14 protein-coding genes are annotated in these 18,426 nt (G+C 68.1%); 12 read left to right on the top strand and 2 right to left on the bottom strand.

Going from position 1 to position 18,426, the window contains the following annotated elements; translation table 11 throughout:
* The first annotated feature begins 146 nt into the window (after positions 1 to 146).
* The 5 genes from NS220_RS03955 to NS220_RS03935 all read left to right on the top strand — a co-directional run bounded on the left by NS220_RS03955 (position 147) and on the right by NS220_RS03935 (position 7,187).
* Complete coding sequence (locus NS220_RS03955; RefSeq protein ID WP_058622797.1) at positions 147 to 1,367, top strand: MFS transporter; 1,221 nt, start codon at positions 147 to 149, stop codon at positions 1,365 to 1,367.
* A gap of 126 nt (positions 1,368 to 1,493) precedes the next feature.
* A complete protein-coding gene (gene treS / locus NS220_RS03950) occupies positions 1,494 to 3,752 on the top strand; it encodes a maltose alpha-D-glucosyltransferase (protein ID WP_440589455.1) in 2,259 nt (752 codons plus the stop codon).
* Between the two features lie 35 nt (positions 3,753 to 3,787).
* Positions 3,788 to 4,342 carry a GIY-YIG nuclease family protein gene (locus NS220_RS03945; RefSeq protein ID WP_058622800.1) on the top strand — a complete coding sequence of 185 codons (555 nt, stop codon included), beginning with the start codon at positions 3,788 to 3,790 and terminating at the stop codon, positions 4,340 to 4,342.
* 71 nt (positions 4,343 to 4,413) lie between these two features.
* Positions 4,414 to 6,033, top strand: a complete 1,620-nt coding sequence (locus NS220_RS03940) for a sensor histidine kinase (protein ID WP_058622796.1) — start codon at positions 4,414 to 4,416, stop codon at positions 6,031 to 6,033.
* Entirely contained in the window at positions 6,030 to 7,187 is a 1,158-nt protein-coding gene (locus NS220_RS03935) for a diguanylate cyclase domain-containing protein (RefSeq protein WP_058622795.1), read from the top strand. Before NS220_RS03940 ends, NS220_RS03935 begins: the two co-directional genes overlap by 4 nt.
* A 3-nt stretch (positions 7,188 to 7,190) precedes the next feature.
* Here NS220_RS03935 and NS220_RS03930 read toward each other — a convergent pair whose 3' ends face one another.
* Entirely contained in the window at positions 7,191 to 7,559 is a 369-nt protein-coding gene (locus NS220_RS03930) for a response regulator transcription factor (RefSeq protein ID WP_058622794.1), read from the bottom strand.
* A 98-nt stretch (positions 7,560 to 7,657) separates the two neighbouring features.
* Here NS220_RS03930 and coaE point away from each other — a divergent pair, with 98 nt between their 5' ends.
* Positions 7,658 to 8,260 (top strand): dephospho-CoA kinase, encoded by a 603-nt coding sequence (gene coaE / locus NS220_RS03925; RefSeq protein WP_058622793.1) that lies wholly within the window; start codon positions 7,658 to 7,660, stop codon positions 8,258 to 8,260.
* 68 nt (positions 8,261 to 8,328) lie between these two features.
* Positions 8,329 to 10,398, top strand: coding sequence for an excinuclease ABC subunit UvrB (uvrB, locus tag NS220_RS03920; RefSeq protein ID WP_058622792.1), 2,070 nt, complete (start codon positions 8,329 to 8,331; stop codon positions 10,396 to 10,398).
* 182 nt (positions 10,399 to 10,580) lie between these two features.
* Here uvrB and NS220_RS20525 read toward each other — a convergent pair whose 3' ends face one another.
* A complete protein-coding gene (locus NS220_RS20525; RefSeq protein ID WP_081322969.1) occupies positions 10,581 to 10,817 on the bottom strand; it encodes a hypothetical protein in 237 nt (78 codons plus the stop codon).
* A 36-nt stretch (positions 10,818 to 10,853) separates the two neighbouring features.
* Here NS220_RS20525 and NS220_RS03915 point away from each other — a divergent pair, with 36 nt between their 5' ends.
* From NS220_RS03915 to whiA, 5 genes are all read left to right on the top strand, one after another.
* On the top strand, positions 10,854 to 11,282 hold the full coding sequence (locus NS220_RS03915) for a MarR family winged helix-turn-helix transcriptional regulator (protein WP_058622791.1): 429 nt from the start codon (positions 10,854 to 10,856) through the stop codon (positions 11,280 to 11,282).
* Between the two features lie 158 nt (positions 11,283 to 11,440).
* Positions 11,441 to 14,407 carry an excinuclease ABC subunit UvrA gene (gene uvrA / locus NS220_RS03910; protein WP_193755265.1) on the top strand — a complete coding sequence of 989 codons (2,967 nt, stop codon included), beginning with the start codon at positions 11,441 to 11,443 and terminating at the stop codon, positions 14,405 to 14,407.
* 3 nt (positions 14,408 to 14,410) lie between these two features.
* Entirely contained in the window at positions 14,411 to 16,354 is a 1,944-nt protein-coding gene (uvrC, locus tag NS220_RS03905; RefSeq protein WP_193755264.1) for an excinuclease ABC subunit UvrC, read from the top strand.
* 29 nt (positions 16,355 to 16,383) lie between these two features.
* Complete coding sequence (gene rapZ / locus NS220_RS03900) at positions 16,384 to 17,262, top strand: RNase adapter RapZ (RefSeq protein WP_058622789.1); 879 nt, start codon at positions 16,384 to 16,386, stop codon at positions 17,260 to 17,262.
* Between the two features lie 47 nt (positions 17,263 to 17,309).
* Positions 17,310 to 18,287: a DNA-binding protein WhiA gene (whiA, locus tag NS220_RS03895; protein WP_058622788.1), complete on the top strand. Its 978-nt coding sequence runs from the start codon at positions 17,310 to 17,312 to the stop codon at positions 18,285 to 18,287.
* Positions 18,288 to 18,426: the final 139 nt, after the last annotated feature.

The following is an 18,426-nucleotide window of genomic DNA, read 5'->3' as shown; positions in this document are numbered from 1 at the left end:
GTATAAGGGACAGCTTAAATGCGAAATGGCCACCCAATGCTGGGTGGCCATTTCGCATTTAAGGGCGCGACTGCGCCGAAGCGCCGGTGCGCTCTCTGGAAACGGAGAGGGCACCGGCGCTTCGTCGTTGGCGCGAAGCTAGAGTCGTGCTCGTGAGTGCCTTCTCCGGCCACGTACCCGGAAGTCGCGAGTATCGGCGGCTTCTGGTGGGCTTGTTCTTTGCGGGGGTGGCGACGTTCGCGCAGTTGTACGCGACCCAGGCGGTGCTGCCCGCCCTCGCCGGTGACACGGGTTCGGGACCCGCGGGCGCCGCGCTGACGGTCTCCGCGGCGACGCTCGGGCTGGCCGCGGCCGTGATCCCGTGGTCGCTCTGGGCCGACCGGATCGGGCGGGTTCCGGTGATGGGCATCGGGCTGGTCGTGGCGACCGTCTTGGGCGGCTGTACGCCGTTCGCCCACGACATCGTGGTTCTTCTGGGGCTGCGGCTTCTCGAAGGAGCGGCATTGGGCGCTGTTCCGGCTGTCGCCCTCGCCTACCTCAGCGAAGAGGTCGCTCCGCGGCATGTGGCTGCGGCGGCCGGGTCCTATATCGCCGGCACCACGGTGGGCGGGCTGTCCGGAAGGATCGTCGCGGGGTGGGTCGGCGAGGTCGCGGGCTGGCGGTGGGGAGTGGCATCCGTCGTCCTCTTCTGTCTCGTCGCTGCCGTTGTGTTCGTCGTGCTCGTGCCCGCGGCGCGGGGTTTCGTTCCGGGGCGGGCGCGCTCGGAGCGCGGGCCGACGGTGCGGCGGAGGATCATGGCGAACGTCCGCTCGCGGGTTCAGCTTGCGCTGTATGCCCAGGGCTTCCTCCTCATGGGCGCGTTCGTTGCGGTGTACAACTACCTGGGCTTCCACCTCGCAGGTGCGCCTTTCTTCCTGGCGCCCACCGTCGTGACGTTGCTCTTCCTCGCGTACCTCGCGGGCACCGCGTCATCGCCTCGCGCCGGGGTGCTCGCGGTGCGGCACGGTCGGTTGCCGGTGCTCGTCGGAAGCATCGCCGTGATGGCGGGTGGTGCCGTCCTGACGGGGGTGCCGATGCTGCCCGTGGTGATCGTGGGGCTCGTCGTGTTCACCGCAGGCTTCTTCGGCGCGCACGCCGTGGCGTCGGGGTGGACCCCGGTCGCTGCCGCGCCCGACGCGCGGGCCCAGGCCTCATCTCTCTACTATCTCGGCTACTACGCGGGGTCCAGCGTGTTCGGATGGCTGCTCGGGTGGGTCTTCGACGGCGCGGGCTGGGGGGTGTTCGTGACCTCGGTGCTGGCGATGTGTGCCCTTGCTCTGGCCGTGGCGATGTCCGCACTGCGCGGCGCGGGGGACATGAGCCGGTGAGGGCCCGACGGAACGAGGGGTCCGTGCGCTGTCGAGGTCAATGCCTAGGTGCGATGTGTGCCTGACCGACTAGCGTCGTTGATGACGTGAGGGAGGTCGCTAGTGGACGATGCCGACGAGCGCACCGTGAGGGATGACGAGACGATCGCTGCGGAGCAGACGGTGACCGATGAGACGGTCGAGACCGCTGCCGAGATCAGTTACGACGAGCAACGCTATCCGGCGCGGCCACGTCGCCTGCGTCCGCGTGATCAGTTCCGTGGTGGCACTCTTCGTCGTTTTCTGACGGACCCCCGCAACGCCAACGGCGCAAACCCGTCCTACGTGGAGTGGCTCGTCCGTCAGTCGATGCTCAAGGATGCCGACGTGCTGAGCCGACAGCTGTCGGGTCAGCCGTCGATGTGGCGGAACCCCTATGCGCGTCCTGACGCACGGCGGGCGATCGAATCCACGGATGTGTGGTTCACCGCCTATCCGATCTCGCTGATCACGCGACCCGGTGAATCCTTCCTGGACGCCCTCGGCGATGAGACGTTGTGGGAGGCTTTCGAATGGGTCGGGATCAACGGCATCCATACGGGGCCCGTCAAGCGCGCCGGGGGGATCACCGGCTGGCAGGAGACGCCGAGCGTCGATGGTCACTTCGACCGGATCAGCACGCAGATCGATCCTGACTTCGGTGACGAGAACGCATTCCGCCGCGTGGCTGACGTCGCAGACGCGCACGGTGGCAGCGTCATCGACGACATCGTCCCCGGGCACACGGGCAAGGGCGCAGACTTCCGGCTCGCCGAGATGGCGTACAAGGACTACCCGGGCATCTATCACATGGTCGAGATCCCGCGCGAGGACTGGGGCCTGCTCCCCGAGGTCCCCGCGGGCCGGGACTCCGTGAACCTCGATGCGGAGACGGAACGCGAGCTCAGCGCACGGGGCTACATCATCGGCGAGCTTCAGCGCGTCATTTTCTACACGCCCGGCGTGAAGGAGACGAACTGGAGCGCGACGGCACCTGTCGTCGGCACCGACGGCGTGGAACGGCGCTGGGTCTACCTGCACTACTTCAAGGAGGGGCAGCCCTCCATCAACTGGCTCGATCCGACCTTCGCGGGTATGCGTCTGGTGATCGGCGATGCGCTGCACTCCCTCGGCGATCTCGGCACGAGTGCCCTGCGCCTCGACGCGAACGGCTTCCTCGGCGTGGAGAAGAGCGCGGAGGGCCTCCCGGCGTGGTCCGAGGGACACCCGCTCTCGCACGCGGCCAACCACATCATCGCGGGCATGGTGCGGAAGGTCGGGGGGTTCACGTTCCAGGAGCTGAATCTCACCATCGAGGACATCCGTGACACGGCCGCTGTCGGGGCCGACCTGTCGTACGACTTCGTCACGCGGCCCGGGTACCACCACGCGCTGGCGACGGCCAACACCGAGTTCCTGCGTCTCGCCCTCACGACCTCGCTCGAGATCGGGGTGGAACCCGCGCAACTGGTGCACGGCATGCAGAACCACGACGAGCTGACCTACGAGCTCGTGCACTGGGCGACGACGCACCACGACACGGTGTATCCCTTCCGTCACGGGGAGTCGACGGGCGCCGAGATCGCGGAGACCGTTCGCGCGGAGCTCACCGAGAAGCTCACGGTCGACGCCGATTACAACCTCGTCTTCACGCAGAACGGCATCGCGTGCACGACGGCCTCGCTCATCGCGGCGACGCAGGGGCGCGCCACCCTGGAGGACATCACCGCCGCCGACGCCCCCGCGATCCGCGACGCCCATCTGTTGCTCGCGAAGTACAACTCGTGGCAGCCGGGGGTCTTCGCTCTGTCGGGCTGGGATCTGACGGGATCTCTGACCGTGCCCGTCGACGACGTGCGGCATCTGATCGCCTCGGGCGACACACGGTGGATCGAGCGCGGAGCGCACGATCTTCTGGACGTGGCTCCGGATGCCAACGGCTCGGCCTCCGGTATGCCCCGGGCGCGCTCCCTGTACGGGTCGTTGACGGCGCAGCGAGACGACCCCGCGTCGTTCCTGTCCGGGCTTCGCGACGTGCTGAAGATCCGAACCGACAACGCCATCGCCGTGGCATCCCAGGTCGACATCCCCCAGGTCGGACACCCGAGCATGCTCGTCATGGTCCACCGTCTCGACGGGGGAGACCGCCGCCGCGAGGACGCGCCCTTGCAGCTCACGGTTCTCAACTTCTCGAGCGAGAAGATCGAAGGAACCGTGCGATCGGAGTGGCTGGTGCCGCAGAGCACCGCTGTCGATGCCGCGACGGGGGATGTGGTGGGGCGCGTGGACGAACTGCAGAGCTTCGCGCTCGAGCTCGGCCCGTACGCGGGCCTGTTCCTGGTGATGGAGGATGCCGTCCCGGAGTGAGGCGCGATGTCGGAGGCGAGGTCTACGGTGTGGTCATGGCACACACCGTCTGCGTCGCCTCCGGATGCACCTCGCCGGTGGACGCGAAGGCCCCCCTCGATCTCTGCGACTGGCATCTCGCGGTCGCGGCGGACTGGGCCGGTGCACACGACGGCGTCACCGACCTTCTGCCTTCTCCGTGCGGGCTCTGCGGCTCCCGACTGGGAGTCCGGTGGCCGAGCGGCTGGATCTGCGCCGTCTGCGAGTGGCGCGTCGGTGACCCCGTCGACGGAGAACTCCCTCCTCCGCGGGTCGATGTCGTCTACTATCTCCGTTTCGAAGACCGGGTGAAGATCGGGACGACGGCCCAGCCGCGTCAGCGGCTGCGGGTGCTCTGGCACGATCAGCTGCTCGCCTTCGAACGCGGGGATCGCCTCGTCGAGCGCCGGAGACACGACCAGTTCGCCGAGGAGCGGTTCGCGCGGACGGAATGGTTCCGATTGAGTGAGACACTTGCGGCGCACATCGATGCCGTGCGGGCCGGGAGCGAAGACCCTTGGCAGCAATTCGCCCGGTGGACGAGCGAAGCCCTTGCCCGGCGCGGCGCCTGAATGCGCGTCCGGGTCCCGCCGCGCCGACGCAGGGCGCGCTCTCGGCCTGCGCTCGCGCTATGGTCAGGGCCATGCCGGGTTTGTCACTCACCGAGCGACTCGGGATTCACCGAAGCATCCTCTCGAATCAGGCACTGCTGCTCGCCGCGACTCTGCTGGTGGTGGTCTCGGCGTCGTTGCTCGGTCAGGTGCGTAGCGTCCCGCTCTTCACCATCGGCGTGACGGTGATTTTCGCAGCGGCGATCTTCGCCGTCGTGGCCCCCTGGAGGGCACTCCCTGCCTGGGCGTTGGGCCTCATCCCCATCATCGACATGGTCGCGATCGCCGTGCTCCGCGAAAGCGCGCCTGTCGCCGGCGTCGGTCTGCTCTGGGCGTTTCCCGCGATCTGGATCGGCTCGACCTTCGGCGTCTGCGGGGTGGTCGCCGTCCTGATCGGAGTGTCGGCGATCGTCGCCTTTCAGCTCGTGAACGACGCCGAGCAGCGGCTCACCTCGTCGACCTTCGTGTTGCCCTTCACGGTGTTGGCGCTCTCCGCCCTCGCGCACACGACGGCTCGCCGCGCCCGTGCGCAGCGCGCTCTGCTGGAGAAGCAATCCGCCGAGCTGCGCCGCTCGGCGGAGCGTGCCCGACGGCAGGAGGACCTCGTCACCGAGGTTCTGGATGCCGTCGACTTCGGCGTCATCCGGGTCACACCCGCCGGTGATCTCGTCGTCACGAACGAAGCGCACGCGCGACTCCAGGCCACCGTGGACGTGCTCGGAGCGCCCCTCGCGGCGTACGCCGCGGACGGCGTCACCCCGGTTCCCGCGGAGGCGACCCCGCTGTCGCGGGCACGGGCCGGAGAGCTGTTCGAGAGCGAGCTCGTCTGGTTCGGCGCGCCCGGCGAGGATCGCCGAGCGCTGAGCGTCACGGCCCGTCGACTGCCGTCGGGGTCCGAGACGGATCCGGGCACGATCGTCGTCTCACGGGATGTGACAGCGGAGGAGCAGGCGCTCCGCGCGCGCGACGACCTCGTCGCGAGCGTGTCGCACGAGCTCCGGACGCCGCTGACCTCGATCATCGGCTATCTCGACCTCGCCCTCGACGACCCCGCCATCATCGCGGAGACCCGGGATCGTCTCGAAGTCGCCGAACGCAATGCGACGCGTCTGCGCGAACTCGTGTCCGACATCCTCGCGATGTCGGCCGCTTCGCGCCACGGGGCGGAGTTCGACCTCGTCCCCGCCCACACCGACCTGGCCACGATCGTCCGAGCATCGATCGAGTCTCAGCAACTGCGGGCGGCCGATCACGGCATCCGGATCGACTCATCCAGGGTGCGCGCCGGCTCCGCCCACGTCGACCCTCGTCGTCTGCGTCAGGTCGTCGACAATCTCATCTCGAACGCGATCAAGTACAACGTTCGTGGAGGTACCGTCACGGTGGCGGTGGACGTCAGCGAGACGGCGGTGCAGATCGCGGTCGCCGACGACGGGCCGGGGATCTCGCAGACCGAGCAGGGACGGGTCTTCGATCGATTCTTCCGCGGAGATGCGGTGCGCAACTCCTCGACGCACGGCAGCGGTCTGGGGTTGGCCATCAGCCGGGACATCGTGCGTGCGCACGGGGGCGAGATCACGGTGAGCTCGGTGCTCGGCGCGGGGGCCACCTTCATCGTGCGTCTGCCACGGGATCAGGAGAGCTACCCATGACGCTCGATTCGGTGAGCCTTCAGGTCGCTGCTCTCCTGGTGATTCTCGTGTCGACGACGATGTACGTTCTCGACACGCTGATGCTCAAAGACGGGATCGCGAGCCGGTACTGGTCGGGGGCATACCTCAGCGGATGCCTGTCAGCGCTGTGCTATCTCATCGCCCTCGTCCTTCCCGACGCGTTCGTCGCCACGGCGATCGGCAACGGGTTCTTCGTCGGCGCGACGGGCTTCATCTGGCTCGGGTGCGCGGCATTCAACCGTCGCGCGATGAGAGTCCCCGTGATCGTGTGGTGTGCGGCTGTACTGGCGGTGATCGTCGCTGCCCTCGCAGAGGGGCCGAACGGTGGCCCCTGGGCCGGTGCGGTGCCGTTCTTCCTCGGGAACGCGCTGTTCGGCACTCTCGGGTCGATCGAGACCCGGCGCGGAGTCGTGCGCGGACGCTGGAGTGCCGCGGGGCTCACCGTGATCCTGGCGATCGGGGCGGTGTGGTTCTCCGCGCGGGCGGTCGTGTTCGTCGCCCTCGGGACCGAGAGCGAGCTCTTCCACGCCGCTTTCGACACGCGGCTCGCGTCGATGCTCACCATCGTCCTCGTGGTCGCGGCGGTGGTCGTCACATCGACGCTCCGCTCCGGGGACTCGGCGTCCCGCGTGAACCTCGCCGCGCAGAATCTGACAGTCGACGGCGACGGCATCCTGTTCCGCGATTCGTTCCGTGGGGCGTTGAGCATCCTCTTGCCCCGGGCGAAGTCGGCGGGGGAGGACCCGTGCGTCATCTGTCTGCGGATCGACGATCTCCGTCGAGTGTCCATGGCGTTCGGCCCCGAACAAGCGGATGCCATCCTCCGGGCCTTCCGCGAGGCGGTGAGGCGGCATGCCCCCACGATGGCCCTGGTCGGTCAGACGGATACCACGGGCGTCACCGTGGCATTCGTCACGACGAGCGTGACCGATGTCCGCCGCGTCGCGCGTTCGCTCCGTGATCGGGTCGTGGCCGATGTCGCGGCGCTCGGGACGTCCGTGGCCCCGGTGGTGGGTGCGGGCGTGGCGCTGGCCAGTCAGGTGGGCTTCGAGGCGGAAGAACTCATCCGGTCCGCTGACTCCGCGGCGGCGGAAGCCGTGCTCACCGGCGAGCTCCCCTTCGGGATCGCGTGACGATCACTCGCCACCGAGGAGCAGCCGAACGCGGTCGCGCAGTTCTCGGGGGCGGAACGGCTTGGTGAGGTAGTCGTCCGCGCCGGCGTCGCGACCGACGCGCTCCTCGGCGTCATCCGCGCGGGCGCTGACCATGAGGATTCGGGTGTCGCTGAACGCCCGGATGCGGCGAGCCGTCTCGAACCCGTCGATACCGGGCATGCTGACATCGAGCGTCGTGACCGCAGGTTCATATCGCGCCACCAGGTCGATGCCCTCCAAGCCTCCGGATGCCGCGTGCACCGCGTATCCGGCCTGCTCCAGGACGGCGACGACCAGAGATCGGATGTCGGCGTCGTCTTCGATGATCACCGCGACGAGGGGGTTGGACATGCTCAGACTTTCGCGGGGCTCTCTCGAGAGCCACGGTGTGGCTCTCTTGCATGCTAAACCACCGGCCGCTGTCGCCCGCTGTGTGGCATTCTCGTCGGGTGCCCCTTCTTGCTCTCACCGGCGGCATCGCGTCGGGAAAGTCCACCGTGGCGGCGATGCTTCGCGATCGCGGTGCCGTGGTGGTCGACGCCGACGCGATCGTCCGAGAGGTGCAGTCGCCGGGATCGCCCGTGCTCGCGGCGATCGCCCAGGAATTCGGCGCGGACGTGATCGGTCCCGGCGGAGCCCTCGACCGACCCGCCCTCGGCGCGCGCGTGTTCGGCCACCCGGAGCGTCTCGCCGCGCTCAATGCTCTCGTGCATCCCGCGGTGCGTGCGGAGTCGGAACGGCGGTTCCGCGCTGCGCTGGCGGCGGATCCCGACGCCGTCGTCGTCTACGACGTCCCCCTGCTCGCCGAGGCGCGCGGTGGGGACTCGTGGGATCTCATCGTGGTCGCGCACGCGCCGGCGGATCTGCGGGTGCGGCGTCTGATCGAGAGCCGGGGGATGAGCGAGAGCGACGCCCGCGCGCGGATCGGGTCGCAGGCGTCGGATGAGGAACGACTCGCCCTGGCCGACGTGGTGATCGACACGGCCGCGCCGCTGGAGGACACCCGTCGCCACGTCGACGACCTGTGGGAGCGGGTCGCGCCCGCTCGCTAAGCGTCGACGTTCGTGGCGGGCGAACGCAACCCGACCCCGATGTCGGAGCCCCCGCCTACGCTGGAATCATGCAGGCCACGCGATCCGTTCGTCCCTTCGAGGTCATCAGCGAGTACAGCCCTTCCGGCGACCAGCCGCAGGCGATCGCCGACCTCGCCGCGCGCATCAACGCCGGTGAGACCGATGTCGTGCTCCTCGGCGCCACCGGTACCGGCAAGTCCGCCACGACCGCCTGGCTGGTGGAGCAGGTGCAGCGTCCGACGTTGGTTCTGGCGCACAACAAGACGCTGGCGGCACAGTTGGCGAACGAGTTCCGCGAGCTGCTCCCGAACAACGCCGTCGAGTACTTCGTCTCGTACTACGACTACTACCAGCCCGAGGCCTACGTGCCGCAGACGGACACCTTCATCGAGAAGGACTCCTCGATCAACGCCGAGGTCGAGCGGCTGCGCCACTCGACGACGAACTCGCTGTTGTCGCGCCGCGACGTGGTCGTCGTTTCCACCGTCTCCTGCATCTACGGGCTCGGCGCCCCGGAAGAGTACCTGCGCGCGATGGTGGCCCTGCAGGTGGGGGAGCGGTACGACAGGGATGCCCTCATCCGCAAGTTCATCTCGATGCAGTACAACCGCAACGACGTCGACTTCTCCCGAGGCAACTTCCGCGTCCGCGGCGACACGATCGAGATCATCCCGGTGTACGAGGAGTACGCGATCCGGATCGAGATGTTCGGCGACGAGATCGAGGCGCTCTACACGCTGCACCCGCTCACCGGAGACGTCATCGAGAAAATGGATTCGGTTCCGATCTTCCCGGCCTCGCACTACGTCGCGGGGACCGAGACGGTACAGCGCGCGATCGGCACGATCGAACACGAGCTCGAGCACCGTCTGAAAGAGTTCGAATCCCAGGGCAAGTTGCTGGAAGCGCAGCGCTTGCGGATGAGGACGACCTTCGATCTCGAGATGTTGCAGCAACTCGGTTTCTGCTCCGGTATCGAGAACTACTCCCGTCACATGGACGGCCGCGTGGCCGGCGAGCCTCCGCACACGCTCCTCGACTTCTTCCCCGACGACTTCCTGCTCGTGATCGACGAGTCGCATGTGACGGTCCCGCAGATCGGCGCGATGTACGAGGGGGATGCCTCGCGCAAGCGCACGCTCGTCGAGCACGGGTTCCGGCTTCCGAGCGCGATGGACAACCGGCCCCTCCGTTGGGACGAGTTCAAGGAGCGGGTCGGGCAGACCGTCTACCTCTCGGCGACCCCCGGACGTTACGAGATGGGTATCGCGGATGGGGTGGTCGAACAGATCATCCGCCCGACCGGTCTGGTGGATCCCGAGATCATCGTGAAGCCCTCGAAGGGGCAGATCGACGATCTGCTCGAGGAGATCCGCGTGCGTGTGGAACGTGACGAGCGCGTTCTCGTGACGACTCTGACGAAGAAGATGGCGGAAGAACTCACCGACTTCCTCGGCGAGCACGGGGTGCGCGTCCGGTATCTCCACTCCGACGTCGATACTCTTCGTCGCGTCGAGCTCCTCACGGAACTGCGTGCCGGCGTGTACGACGTGCTCGTCGGCATCAACCTCCTGCGAGAGGGCCTCGACCTTCCTGAAGTGTCGCTCGTCGCGATCCTCGATGCCGACAAGGAGGGCTTCCTCCGGAGCGGGACGTCGCTCATCCAGACGATCGGTCGCGCGGCTCGAAACGTGTCCGGTGAGGTGCACATGTACGCCGATAAGATCACCGACTCGATGCGGAATGCGATCGACGAGACGGAACGCCGTCGCGAGAAGCAGGTGGCCTACAACAAGGAGCACGGCATCGACCCGCAGCCCCTTCGGAAGAAGATCGCCGACATCACCGAGGTGCTGAACCGCGAGGCGACCGACACGAAGAAGCTGCTCGCCCGCACTGACAAGGCAGGCAAGGGCAAGTCGCCGACGCCGCAGCTGCGTCGGACGGGCATTGCGGCCGAGGGCGCCGACCAGCTCGAGTCGACCATCGCCGACCTCACGCAGCAGATGCTCGCCGCGGCAGCCGAGTTGAAGTTCGAACTCGCGGGGCGTCTTCGCGACGAGGTGCAGGATCTCAAGAAGGAACTGCGTGCGATGGAGCGGGCCGGGCACGCCTGAGTCCGGGCTGTTCCACCCTGCATCAGCGAAGCACCCTCGTCGCGCGCGGTGTCGGTGATCTCCCCCTACTCGGGGTGCCCATCGACCTCGACGGGCATTCACGGGGGGTCGCGGTCATTCCCGAATGGTCCCCGGATGCCGGGGGCCGACCGCAACGCGGAAGGGGGATCCGCGGAGGGGGTTCAGGGGCAGTGCAGAAGAGGCTTGGGTCCTGATCGATCGACGGAGTGCTCCGACATGGCATGGCCGCATAGAGGGCAGGGTCGTCCGGTGCGCACCGGTTCCGGTGTCGTTTCGTACGGCCCCACCGACGCCGGACCCGCGACACGGATCAAGCGGGAGTTGACGTACTGGTACCAGCCGCCGGCTTCGCGGACGCGGTCGCGCAGCGGCGGCCGGTCGGCATCCTTTCGTGTCATGATAATTAGTGTACTAACTATTAGAGGAGGGGGCGCGTGGACGATCTGCTCAAGCTGGAGAACCAGGTGTGCTTCGCGTTGGTCACGGCGGCGCGCAACGTCGTGTCGATCTATCGCCCCGTGCTCGAGCCGCTGGGGCTGACCCACCCGCAGTACCTCGTGATGCTCGCGCTGTGGGAGGAGGCCCCGCGTTCGCTCGGCGCGCTCGCGTCGGAACTCGCCATGGAACCGGCCACCCTGTCGCCGCTCGTGAAGCGTCTCGAGGCGCAGGGGCGCGTGGTGCGCACTCGCCGTGCCGACGATGAGCGCGTGCTCGACATCGCCTTGACGGACGAGGGCGCAGCGCTCCGCGCGGCCGCGCTCGAGGTGCCGGGGAAGATCATGGCCCGCGTCGGAATCGATGAGAGCGCGCTGGTCGCACTGCGCGATGGGCTCGCGCCGTTCGCAGGTCCCTCTCGCGACTGAAACCCGGGACGAAGCCCGGGAGGAAGCCCGGAAAGGGGCGACAGGAAGCGGCGGAAGAGGAGCACCCTCGAACTCCAGGCGCGAGGCGAACCTTCGCACATCCGTGCGCCCGCGGCGAACCCGGGGCCGATGTCGGAGGCCCCACCTAGACTTAACAGGTGCCCATCGTTCCCGTCGTTCCCTCCCCTTCCTCGGCCCCTTCCGGCTCCAGCGGCAAGCTGAGTGTCCGTGGCGCTCGCGTCCACAATCTCAAGGATGTCGACCTCGACATCCCGCGTGATTCGCTCGTCGTCTTCACGGGGCTCTCGGGTTCGGGCAAGTCGAGCCTCGCGTTCGACACGATCTTCGCCGAGGGGCAGCGCCGGTACGTCGAGTCGTTGAGCGCGTACGCACGACAGTTCCTGGGGCAGGTCGATCGTCCGGACGTCGACTTCATCGAGGGGCTCAGCCCCGCGGTCTCGATCGACCAGAAGTCCACCAACCGCAACCCTCGATCGACGGTCGGCACGATCACCGAGATCCACGACTACATGCGTCTGCTGTGGGCGCGCATCGGCGTACCGCACTGCCCCGAGTGCGGTGCGCGCATTCAGCGTCAGACGGTGCAGCAGATCGCTGACCAGCTGATGGAGCTGCCGGAGCGCACGCGGTACCAGATCGTCGCTCCCGTCGTGACGCAGAAGAAGGGCGAGTTCGTCGACCTCTTCAAGGAGCTCAGCGCCAAGGGATACGCGCGTGCCGTGGTCGACGGGGAGCTCGTGCAGTTGTCCGAGCCCCCCACACTGAAGAAGAGCTACAAGCACGACATCGCCGTGGTGGTCGACCGACTGGTGGCATCCGGTGACAACCTCAGCCGCGTGACCGACTCGGTCGAGACCGCCATGGGGCTTGCCGGCGGCATCATGCAGGTGAACTTCGTCGACGAAGAGGGCGACGACGCGTGGCAGTCGTTCTCCGAGAAGCTCGCCTGTCCTAACGGTCACCCGCTGCAACTGACCGAGATCGAGCCGCGGACGTTCTCGTTCAACGCGCCGTTCGGGGCCTGCCCCGTCTGCTCGGGTCTCGGCACGCGCATGTCCGTCGACGTCGACCTGATGCTGGGCGACGAAGCGCTGTCGATCCGCGACGGCGCGATCCTTCCGTGGACCACCCAGGGCAAGGGGCTCTTCCAGTACTACGAGCGTCTCCTCGAGGGCCTCTCGCGCGATCTCGGCTTCTCCCTCGACACCCCCTGGAAAGACCTGCCGCACGATGTGCAGCAGGCGGTCCTGCGGGGCGAGAACTACAAGGTCACGGTCAAGTGGAAGAACCGCTACGGCCGCGAGATGCGGTATTCCTCCGGCTTCGAGGGCGTCGTGCCGTACATCGAGCGGCAGTACCTTCAGGCCGAATCCGACGCGCAGCGTCAACGCTGGTCGGAGTACCTGCGCGAGGTGCCCTGCGCCGTGTGCGACGGCGATCGCTTGAAGCCCGAGGTGCTCGCGGTGCTCGTCGACGACACGTCGATCGCCGCCGCCTCGCGCATGAGCCTCGCCGATGCCCGCGAGTTCTTCTCGCAGCTGACCCTCACCGACCGCGAGGCGACCATCGCCGCGGCCGTGTTGCGCGAGATCCGCGCGCGCCTCGACTTCCTGCTGCAGGTGGGCCTGAACTACCTCAGCCTCGGCCGCGCGGCCGGCACGCTCTCCGGCGGTGAGGCGCAGCGCATCCGTCTCGCGACGCAGATCGGGTCGGGCCTGACGGGCGTGCTCTACGTGCTCGACGAGCCTTCGATCGGTCTGCACCAGCGGGACAACCGCCGGCTCATCCAGACGCTCGAGACGCTCCGCGACCTCGGCAACACCCTGATCGTGGTCGAGCACGACGAAGAGACCATCCACGCGGCCGACTGGGTCGTCGACATCGGCCCCCGCGCCGGCGTCGACGGCGGAAACGTCGTGCACTCCGGCCCGCTGGCCGAGCTGCTCGAAGACGAACGTTCCCTCACGGGTGCCTACCTCTCGGGGCGCCGCGCGATCGACGCGCCGAAGAAGCGCCGCAAGATCGACAAGAAGCGCCAGGTCACGGTCGTGGGGGCGCGCGAGAACAACCTGCAGAACGTCACCGTCGACTTCCCGCTCGGCGTGCTGACGTCGGTGACCGGCGTGAGTGGTTCGGGCAAGTCGACGTTGGTGAACGGCATCCTGTACGAAGTCCTCGCCTCCAAGCTCAACGGGGCGCGCCGCGTGCCGGGCAAGCACACGCGCGTCACGGGTCTCGACAACCTCGATAAGGTCGTGCACGTGGACCAGGCCCCGATCGGCCGGACACCGCGATCGAACCCGGCGACGTACACCGGTGTGTTCGACCGTATCCGCAGTCTCTTCGCCGAGACCCCCGAGGCGAAGGTGCGCGGCTACCAGGCCGGCCGCTTCAGCTTCAATGTCAAGGGCGGGCGCTGCGAGGCGTGCTCGGGCGACGGCACGCTGAAGATCGAGATGAACTTCCTGCCCGACGTGTACGTCGACTGCGAGGTCTGCCACGGAAAGCGGTACAACCGCGACACCCTCTCGGTGCACTACAAGGGCAAGAACATCGCCGAGGTGCTGGAGATGCCGATCTCGGAGGCCGCCGAGTTCTTCGAGCCCATTCAGGCGATCCACCGTTACCTGAAGACGCTGGTCGACGTGGGGCTCGGATACGTGCGGCTCGGGCAGTCGGCCACGACACTCTCGGGGGGCGAGGCGCAGCGCGTCAAGCTCGCCACCGAGCTGCAGCGTCGGAGCAACGGTCGTTCGATCTACGTCCTGGACGAGCCGACCACCGGTCTGCACTTCGAAGACGTGTCGCTCCTGCTGAAGGTGTTGAACGGCCTGGTCGACAAGGGCAACACGGTCATCGTCATCGAGCACAACCTCGACGTGATCAAGAGTTCGGACTGGGTCATCGACCTCGGTCCCGAAGGCGGTGCCGGCGGCGGCACGATCGTTGCGACGGGCACACCCGAGCAGGTCGCAAAGGTCGAGGCGAGTCACACCGGTGCATTCCTGGCCGAGCTCCTCGAGACGGGTCGCACCGGCGCACAGCGCAACACCGCTGACGTCGAGGCCGTCCGAGAGCCGGAGCTGGCCGGCCAGGGGGTCTGAGCCGTGGCATCCCGAGAACGGGTGTCGCACCTGCCGTATCGGCCCAAGGCCGGGGAGATCCCCACCAACCCGGGCGTCTACCGATTCCGTGATGCCGAGGGGCGGGTACTGTACGTCGGCAAGGCGAAGAATCTGCGTGCGCGCCTGTCGAACTACTTCGCTCCGCTGCACTCACTGCACGAGCGCACCCGCCGCATGGTGACGACCGCAGCGAGCGTCGAATGGACGGTCGTGCCGAGCGACATCGACTCGCTCCAACTGGAGTACATGTGGATCAAGGAGTTCGATCCGCCCTTCAACGTCCGGTACAAAGACGACAAGTCGTACCCCTACATGGCGATCACCCTGGCCGATGAGGCGCCGCGCGTGATCGTCACGCGTAACCACAAGATCCGCGGGGCGAAGTATTTCGGGCCCTATCCGAAGGTGTGGGCGGTGCACGACACCATCGATCTGATGATCAAGGTGTTCCCGATCCGCACGTGCAGCGACTCCTCCTACAAGAAGGCGATGGCGTCCGGTCGCCCGTGCTTCCCGGGGCAGATCGGTCGCTGCGGCGGCCCCTGTTCCATGAAGGTCACCATCGAGGAGCACCGCGCCATCGTGAACGACTTCGTCGCGTTCATGTCGGGTGGGGACCAGAGGTTCGCCAAGCAGCTGACGGCCCGCATGAAGGAAGCCTCGGCGGCGATGGACTACGAGTCGGCCGCCCTGTATCGCGACCGTCTGCAGGCGATCGAGGCCGTCCTCGGCAAGAGCGCCCTCGTCCTCGCGTCCGACACGGACGCCGACCTGTTCGGCATCGCCGAGGACGAGCTCGCGGCGGCCGTGCAGCACTTCGTCGTTCGCGGCGGTCGCGTGCGCGGTGTGCGGGCGACGACGATCGAGAAAGAGATCGACATCGCCGGGGCCGACCTCGTCGACCAGGTTCTCCAGCGCACCTACGGAGACGCGGATGCCGCGGACATCCCGCGCCAGGTGCTGGTACCGGAACTGCCCGACGACGCGGAGCAGCTCGAGGCCTGGCTCCGCGAACGGCGTGGGCGACCCGTCACCCTGCAGGTCGCCCAGCGCGGGCGAAAGGCCGACCTGCTGAAGACTGCGACGTTGAACGCCCAGCAGGCTCTGATGCTGCACAAGACGCGTCGGACGAGCGATTACGTGGCTCGTTCGCAGGCTCTCACGGACCTCCAGGAGGCCCTCGGCCTCACCGAGGCGCCCCTGCGGATCGAGTGCTTCGACGTCTCGCATCTCTCGGGCACCAACGTCGTGGCATCCATGGTCGTCTTCGAAGACGGGCTCCCCCGGAAGGACCAGTACCGATCCTTCGGGGTGTCCGAGACGACCGATGACACTGACTCGATGTATCAAGTCCTCACGCGGCGCCTCGCATACCTCGACCGTCCCGACGAGGAGGAACCCGAGACGATCGGCGGCGCGATCATCGCCGCGCCGGACTCGGAGCAGGCCACGGCGGACGGGGAGGTGGTGACCGCGCGGAAACGTCCGCGGTTCGCCTACCGCCCCCAGCTCCTGGTCGTCGACGGAGGACAACCGCAGGTCGCGGCCGCCGCGCGCGCATTGGCAGACGCGGGACATGAGGAGATCGCGCTGTGCGGTATCGCGAAGCGCCTCGAGGAGGTGTGGTTGCCGGGAGAGGAGTATCCCGTGATCCTTCCCCGTACGTCGGAGGCGCTGTACCTGCTGCAGCGCCTGCGCGATGAGGCCCACCGCTTCGCCATCGTCCACCAGCGCAAGCGCCGCAAGCGCGACATCACGAGCGTGCTGGCGGAGGTCCCCGGCCTGGGGGACACCCGCATCAAAGCGCTGCTGCGCCACTTCGGTTCGGTGACGGCTCTGAAGAACGCGAGCCCGGACGAGATCACCGCGCTTCCCGGGATCGGCCCGGCTCTCGCCGAGGCGATCCACACCCATCTGTCTCGGTAGGCTGGGGACGACGACGGGAGGCCACCGCCATGGAACCGGGCCGCGACGAACCAGGGGACGTGCTCATCGTCACGGGCATGTCCGGGGCCGGTCGGTCCACGGTGGCGAATGCCCTCGAAGACCTCGATTGGTACGTGGTCGACAATCTGCCGCCGCAGATGCTCCGTCCCCTCCTCGAACTGGCGGAGCTCGCCGGCGGTGCCGTGCCGCGGGTCGCGGTGGTCGTGGACGTCCGCGGCCGAACGCTCTTCAGTGACCTGCCCGAAGCGCTCCGATCGTTGCAGGCGGGCCGTCAGGTCCGTCTGGTGTTCCTCGACGCGTCCGATGCCGTGCTCGTGCGGCGGTTCGAAGCCGTCCGCCGACCGCACCCCTTGCAGGGGGAGGGCACCATCCTCGACGGCATCCGACGGGAGCGCGAGCGCCTGGCCCCCGTCCGGGAGGCGGCGGACATCGTCATCGACACGTCGATGTTCAACGTGCACCAGCTGTCGCTTCGTGCCGTCCAGCTCTTCGGGGAGGAAGGCGCGGCCCGTCACACGGTGACGCTGATGAGCTTCGGGTTCAAGTACGGGCTGCCGCCCGACGTCGATCTCGTGGCGGACATGCGCTTCCTGCCGAACCCGTTCTGGAACGAAGATCTGCGTCCGCTGACGGGGGAGGATCCCGCTGTGCGCGAGAACGTCCTCGGCCAGGAGGGCGCTGCCGAATTCCTCGAGGCGTACGCCGCCGCGCTGCGTCCCGTGCTCGAGGGATATCAGCGCGAGAACAAGCGTCACTCGGTCGTGGCGATCGGATGCACGGGGGGCAAGCACCGCTCGGTGGTCATGTCCCGGGAGCTCGCTGAGCGTTTGGAGGAGATCCCGGGGGTGGCCGTTCGCGTGGCTCACCGCGACCTCGGCCGCGAGTAGGCTGTACCCTCGTCCCCCGCCTCCCACCCCCCGAACTGAGGAGTACCGTGCCGCTGACCGCCGATGTGAAGGCCGAGCTCATCACCGTACGCGACCCGCGCCCCACAGCACGTGTCGCCGAGCTCACCGCCATCCTGCGCTTCTCCGGCGGCCTGCACTCGATCGCCAACCGCGTGGCGGTCGAGGCCGAACTCGACTCCGATGTCCTCGCGCGCCGCGTCGCCCGCGACCTCGTCGAACTGTACGGGGTCCGGCCCGAGCTCCACCACGTGCAGGGCTCCGGGGGACGTACCGGTGGCTACTACGCGGTGCGCGTCATCGAGGCGGGCGAGACTCTCGCCCGGCAGACCGGTCTCCTCGATCAGCGCCGTCGACCCGTCCGCGGTCTGCCCAACAAGCTCACGACCGGCTCGCGCCCCGACCTCAGCGCCATCTGGCGTGGCGCGTTCCTCGCGAGCGGCTCGCTGAGTGATCCTGGTCGCTCGGCCGCCCTCGAGATCTCCTGCCCGTCCTCGGAAGCGGCCATGGCCCTCGTGGGTGCCGGGCATCGCATCGGCATTCCCGCGAAGGCGCGCGAGGTGCGTGGCGTCCCGCGTGTCGTGGTGCGCGACGGCGAGGCCATTCGCGGCGCCCTGTACGAGATGGGCGCGCGCCGCACGGCGGGGGAGTGGGACCAGATGCGCCAGCGCCGCGAGGTGCGCGCGGGCGTCAACCGTCTCGTCAACTTCGACGACGCGAACCTGCGCCGTTCGGCCCAGGCGGCCGTGGCCGCGTGCGCGCGCGTCGAGCGGGCGCTCGAGATCCTCGGCGACGAGGTTCCCGAGCACCTCCAGCAGGCGGGCGCGCTCCGACTCGCCCACCGGGACGCGAGCCTCGACGAGCTCGGTCACCACGCGGACCCGCCCCTCACGAAGGACGCCGTCGCCGGTCGCATCCGCCGTCTCCTCGCGATGGCCGACAAGAAGGCCGAGGTCGAGGGCATTCCCGGGACCGAGGCAGCCGTGCCGGTGGGTATCGAGGGCTGATCCCGCGCGGGAGGGTTCTGGTGGTCGAGGGCATTCCCGGCACGGAGGCTGCGGTTCCTGTCGGTATCGAGGGCTGATCCCGCCTCGGCCCCACGCGGCGTCGAAGACCTCGGATGCCGCGCCCTCCGGCATCCCGTCC

This window comes from Microbacterium testaceum (genome assembly GCF_001476655.1).
GTDB lineage: Bacteria > Actinomycetota > Actinomycetes > Actinomycetales > Microbacteriaceae > Microbacterium > Microbacterium testaceum_C.
The sequence above is the reverse complement of the archived record's forward strand: the minus strand, read 5'-3'. Positions and strand labels throughout refer to the sequence as shown.

Coding starts and splice junctions, on each gene's coding strand:
- NS220_RS03945 (WP_058622800.1), top strand. CDS start 3,788: ATGGCACACACCGTCTGCGTCGCCTCCGGATGCACCTCGCCGGTGGAC.
- NS220_RS03940 (WP_058622796.1), top strand. CDS start 4,414: ATGCCGGGTTTGTCACTCACCGAGCGACTCGGGATTCACCGAAGCATC.
- NS220_RS03935 (WP_058622795.1), top strand. CDS start 6,030: ATGACGCTCGATTCGGTGAGCCTTCAGGTCGCTGCTCTCCTGGTGATT.
- NS220_RS03930 (WP_058622794.1), bottom strand. CDS start 7,559: ATGTCCAACCCCCTCGTCGCGGTGATCATCGAAGACGACGCCGACATC.
- uvrB (WP_058622792.1), top strand. CDS start 8,329: ATGCAGGCCACGCGATCCGTTCGTCCCTTCGAGGTCATCAGCGAGTAC.
- NS220_RS20525 (WP_081322969.1), bottom strand. CDS start 10,817: ATGACACGAAAGGATGCCGACCGGCCGCCGCTGCGCGACCGCGTCCGC.
- rapZ (WP_058622789.1), top strand. CDS start 16,384: ATGGAACCGGGCCGCGACGAACCAGGGGACGTGCTCATCGTCACGGGC.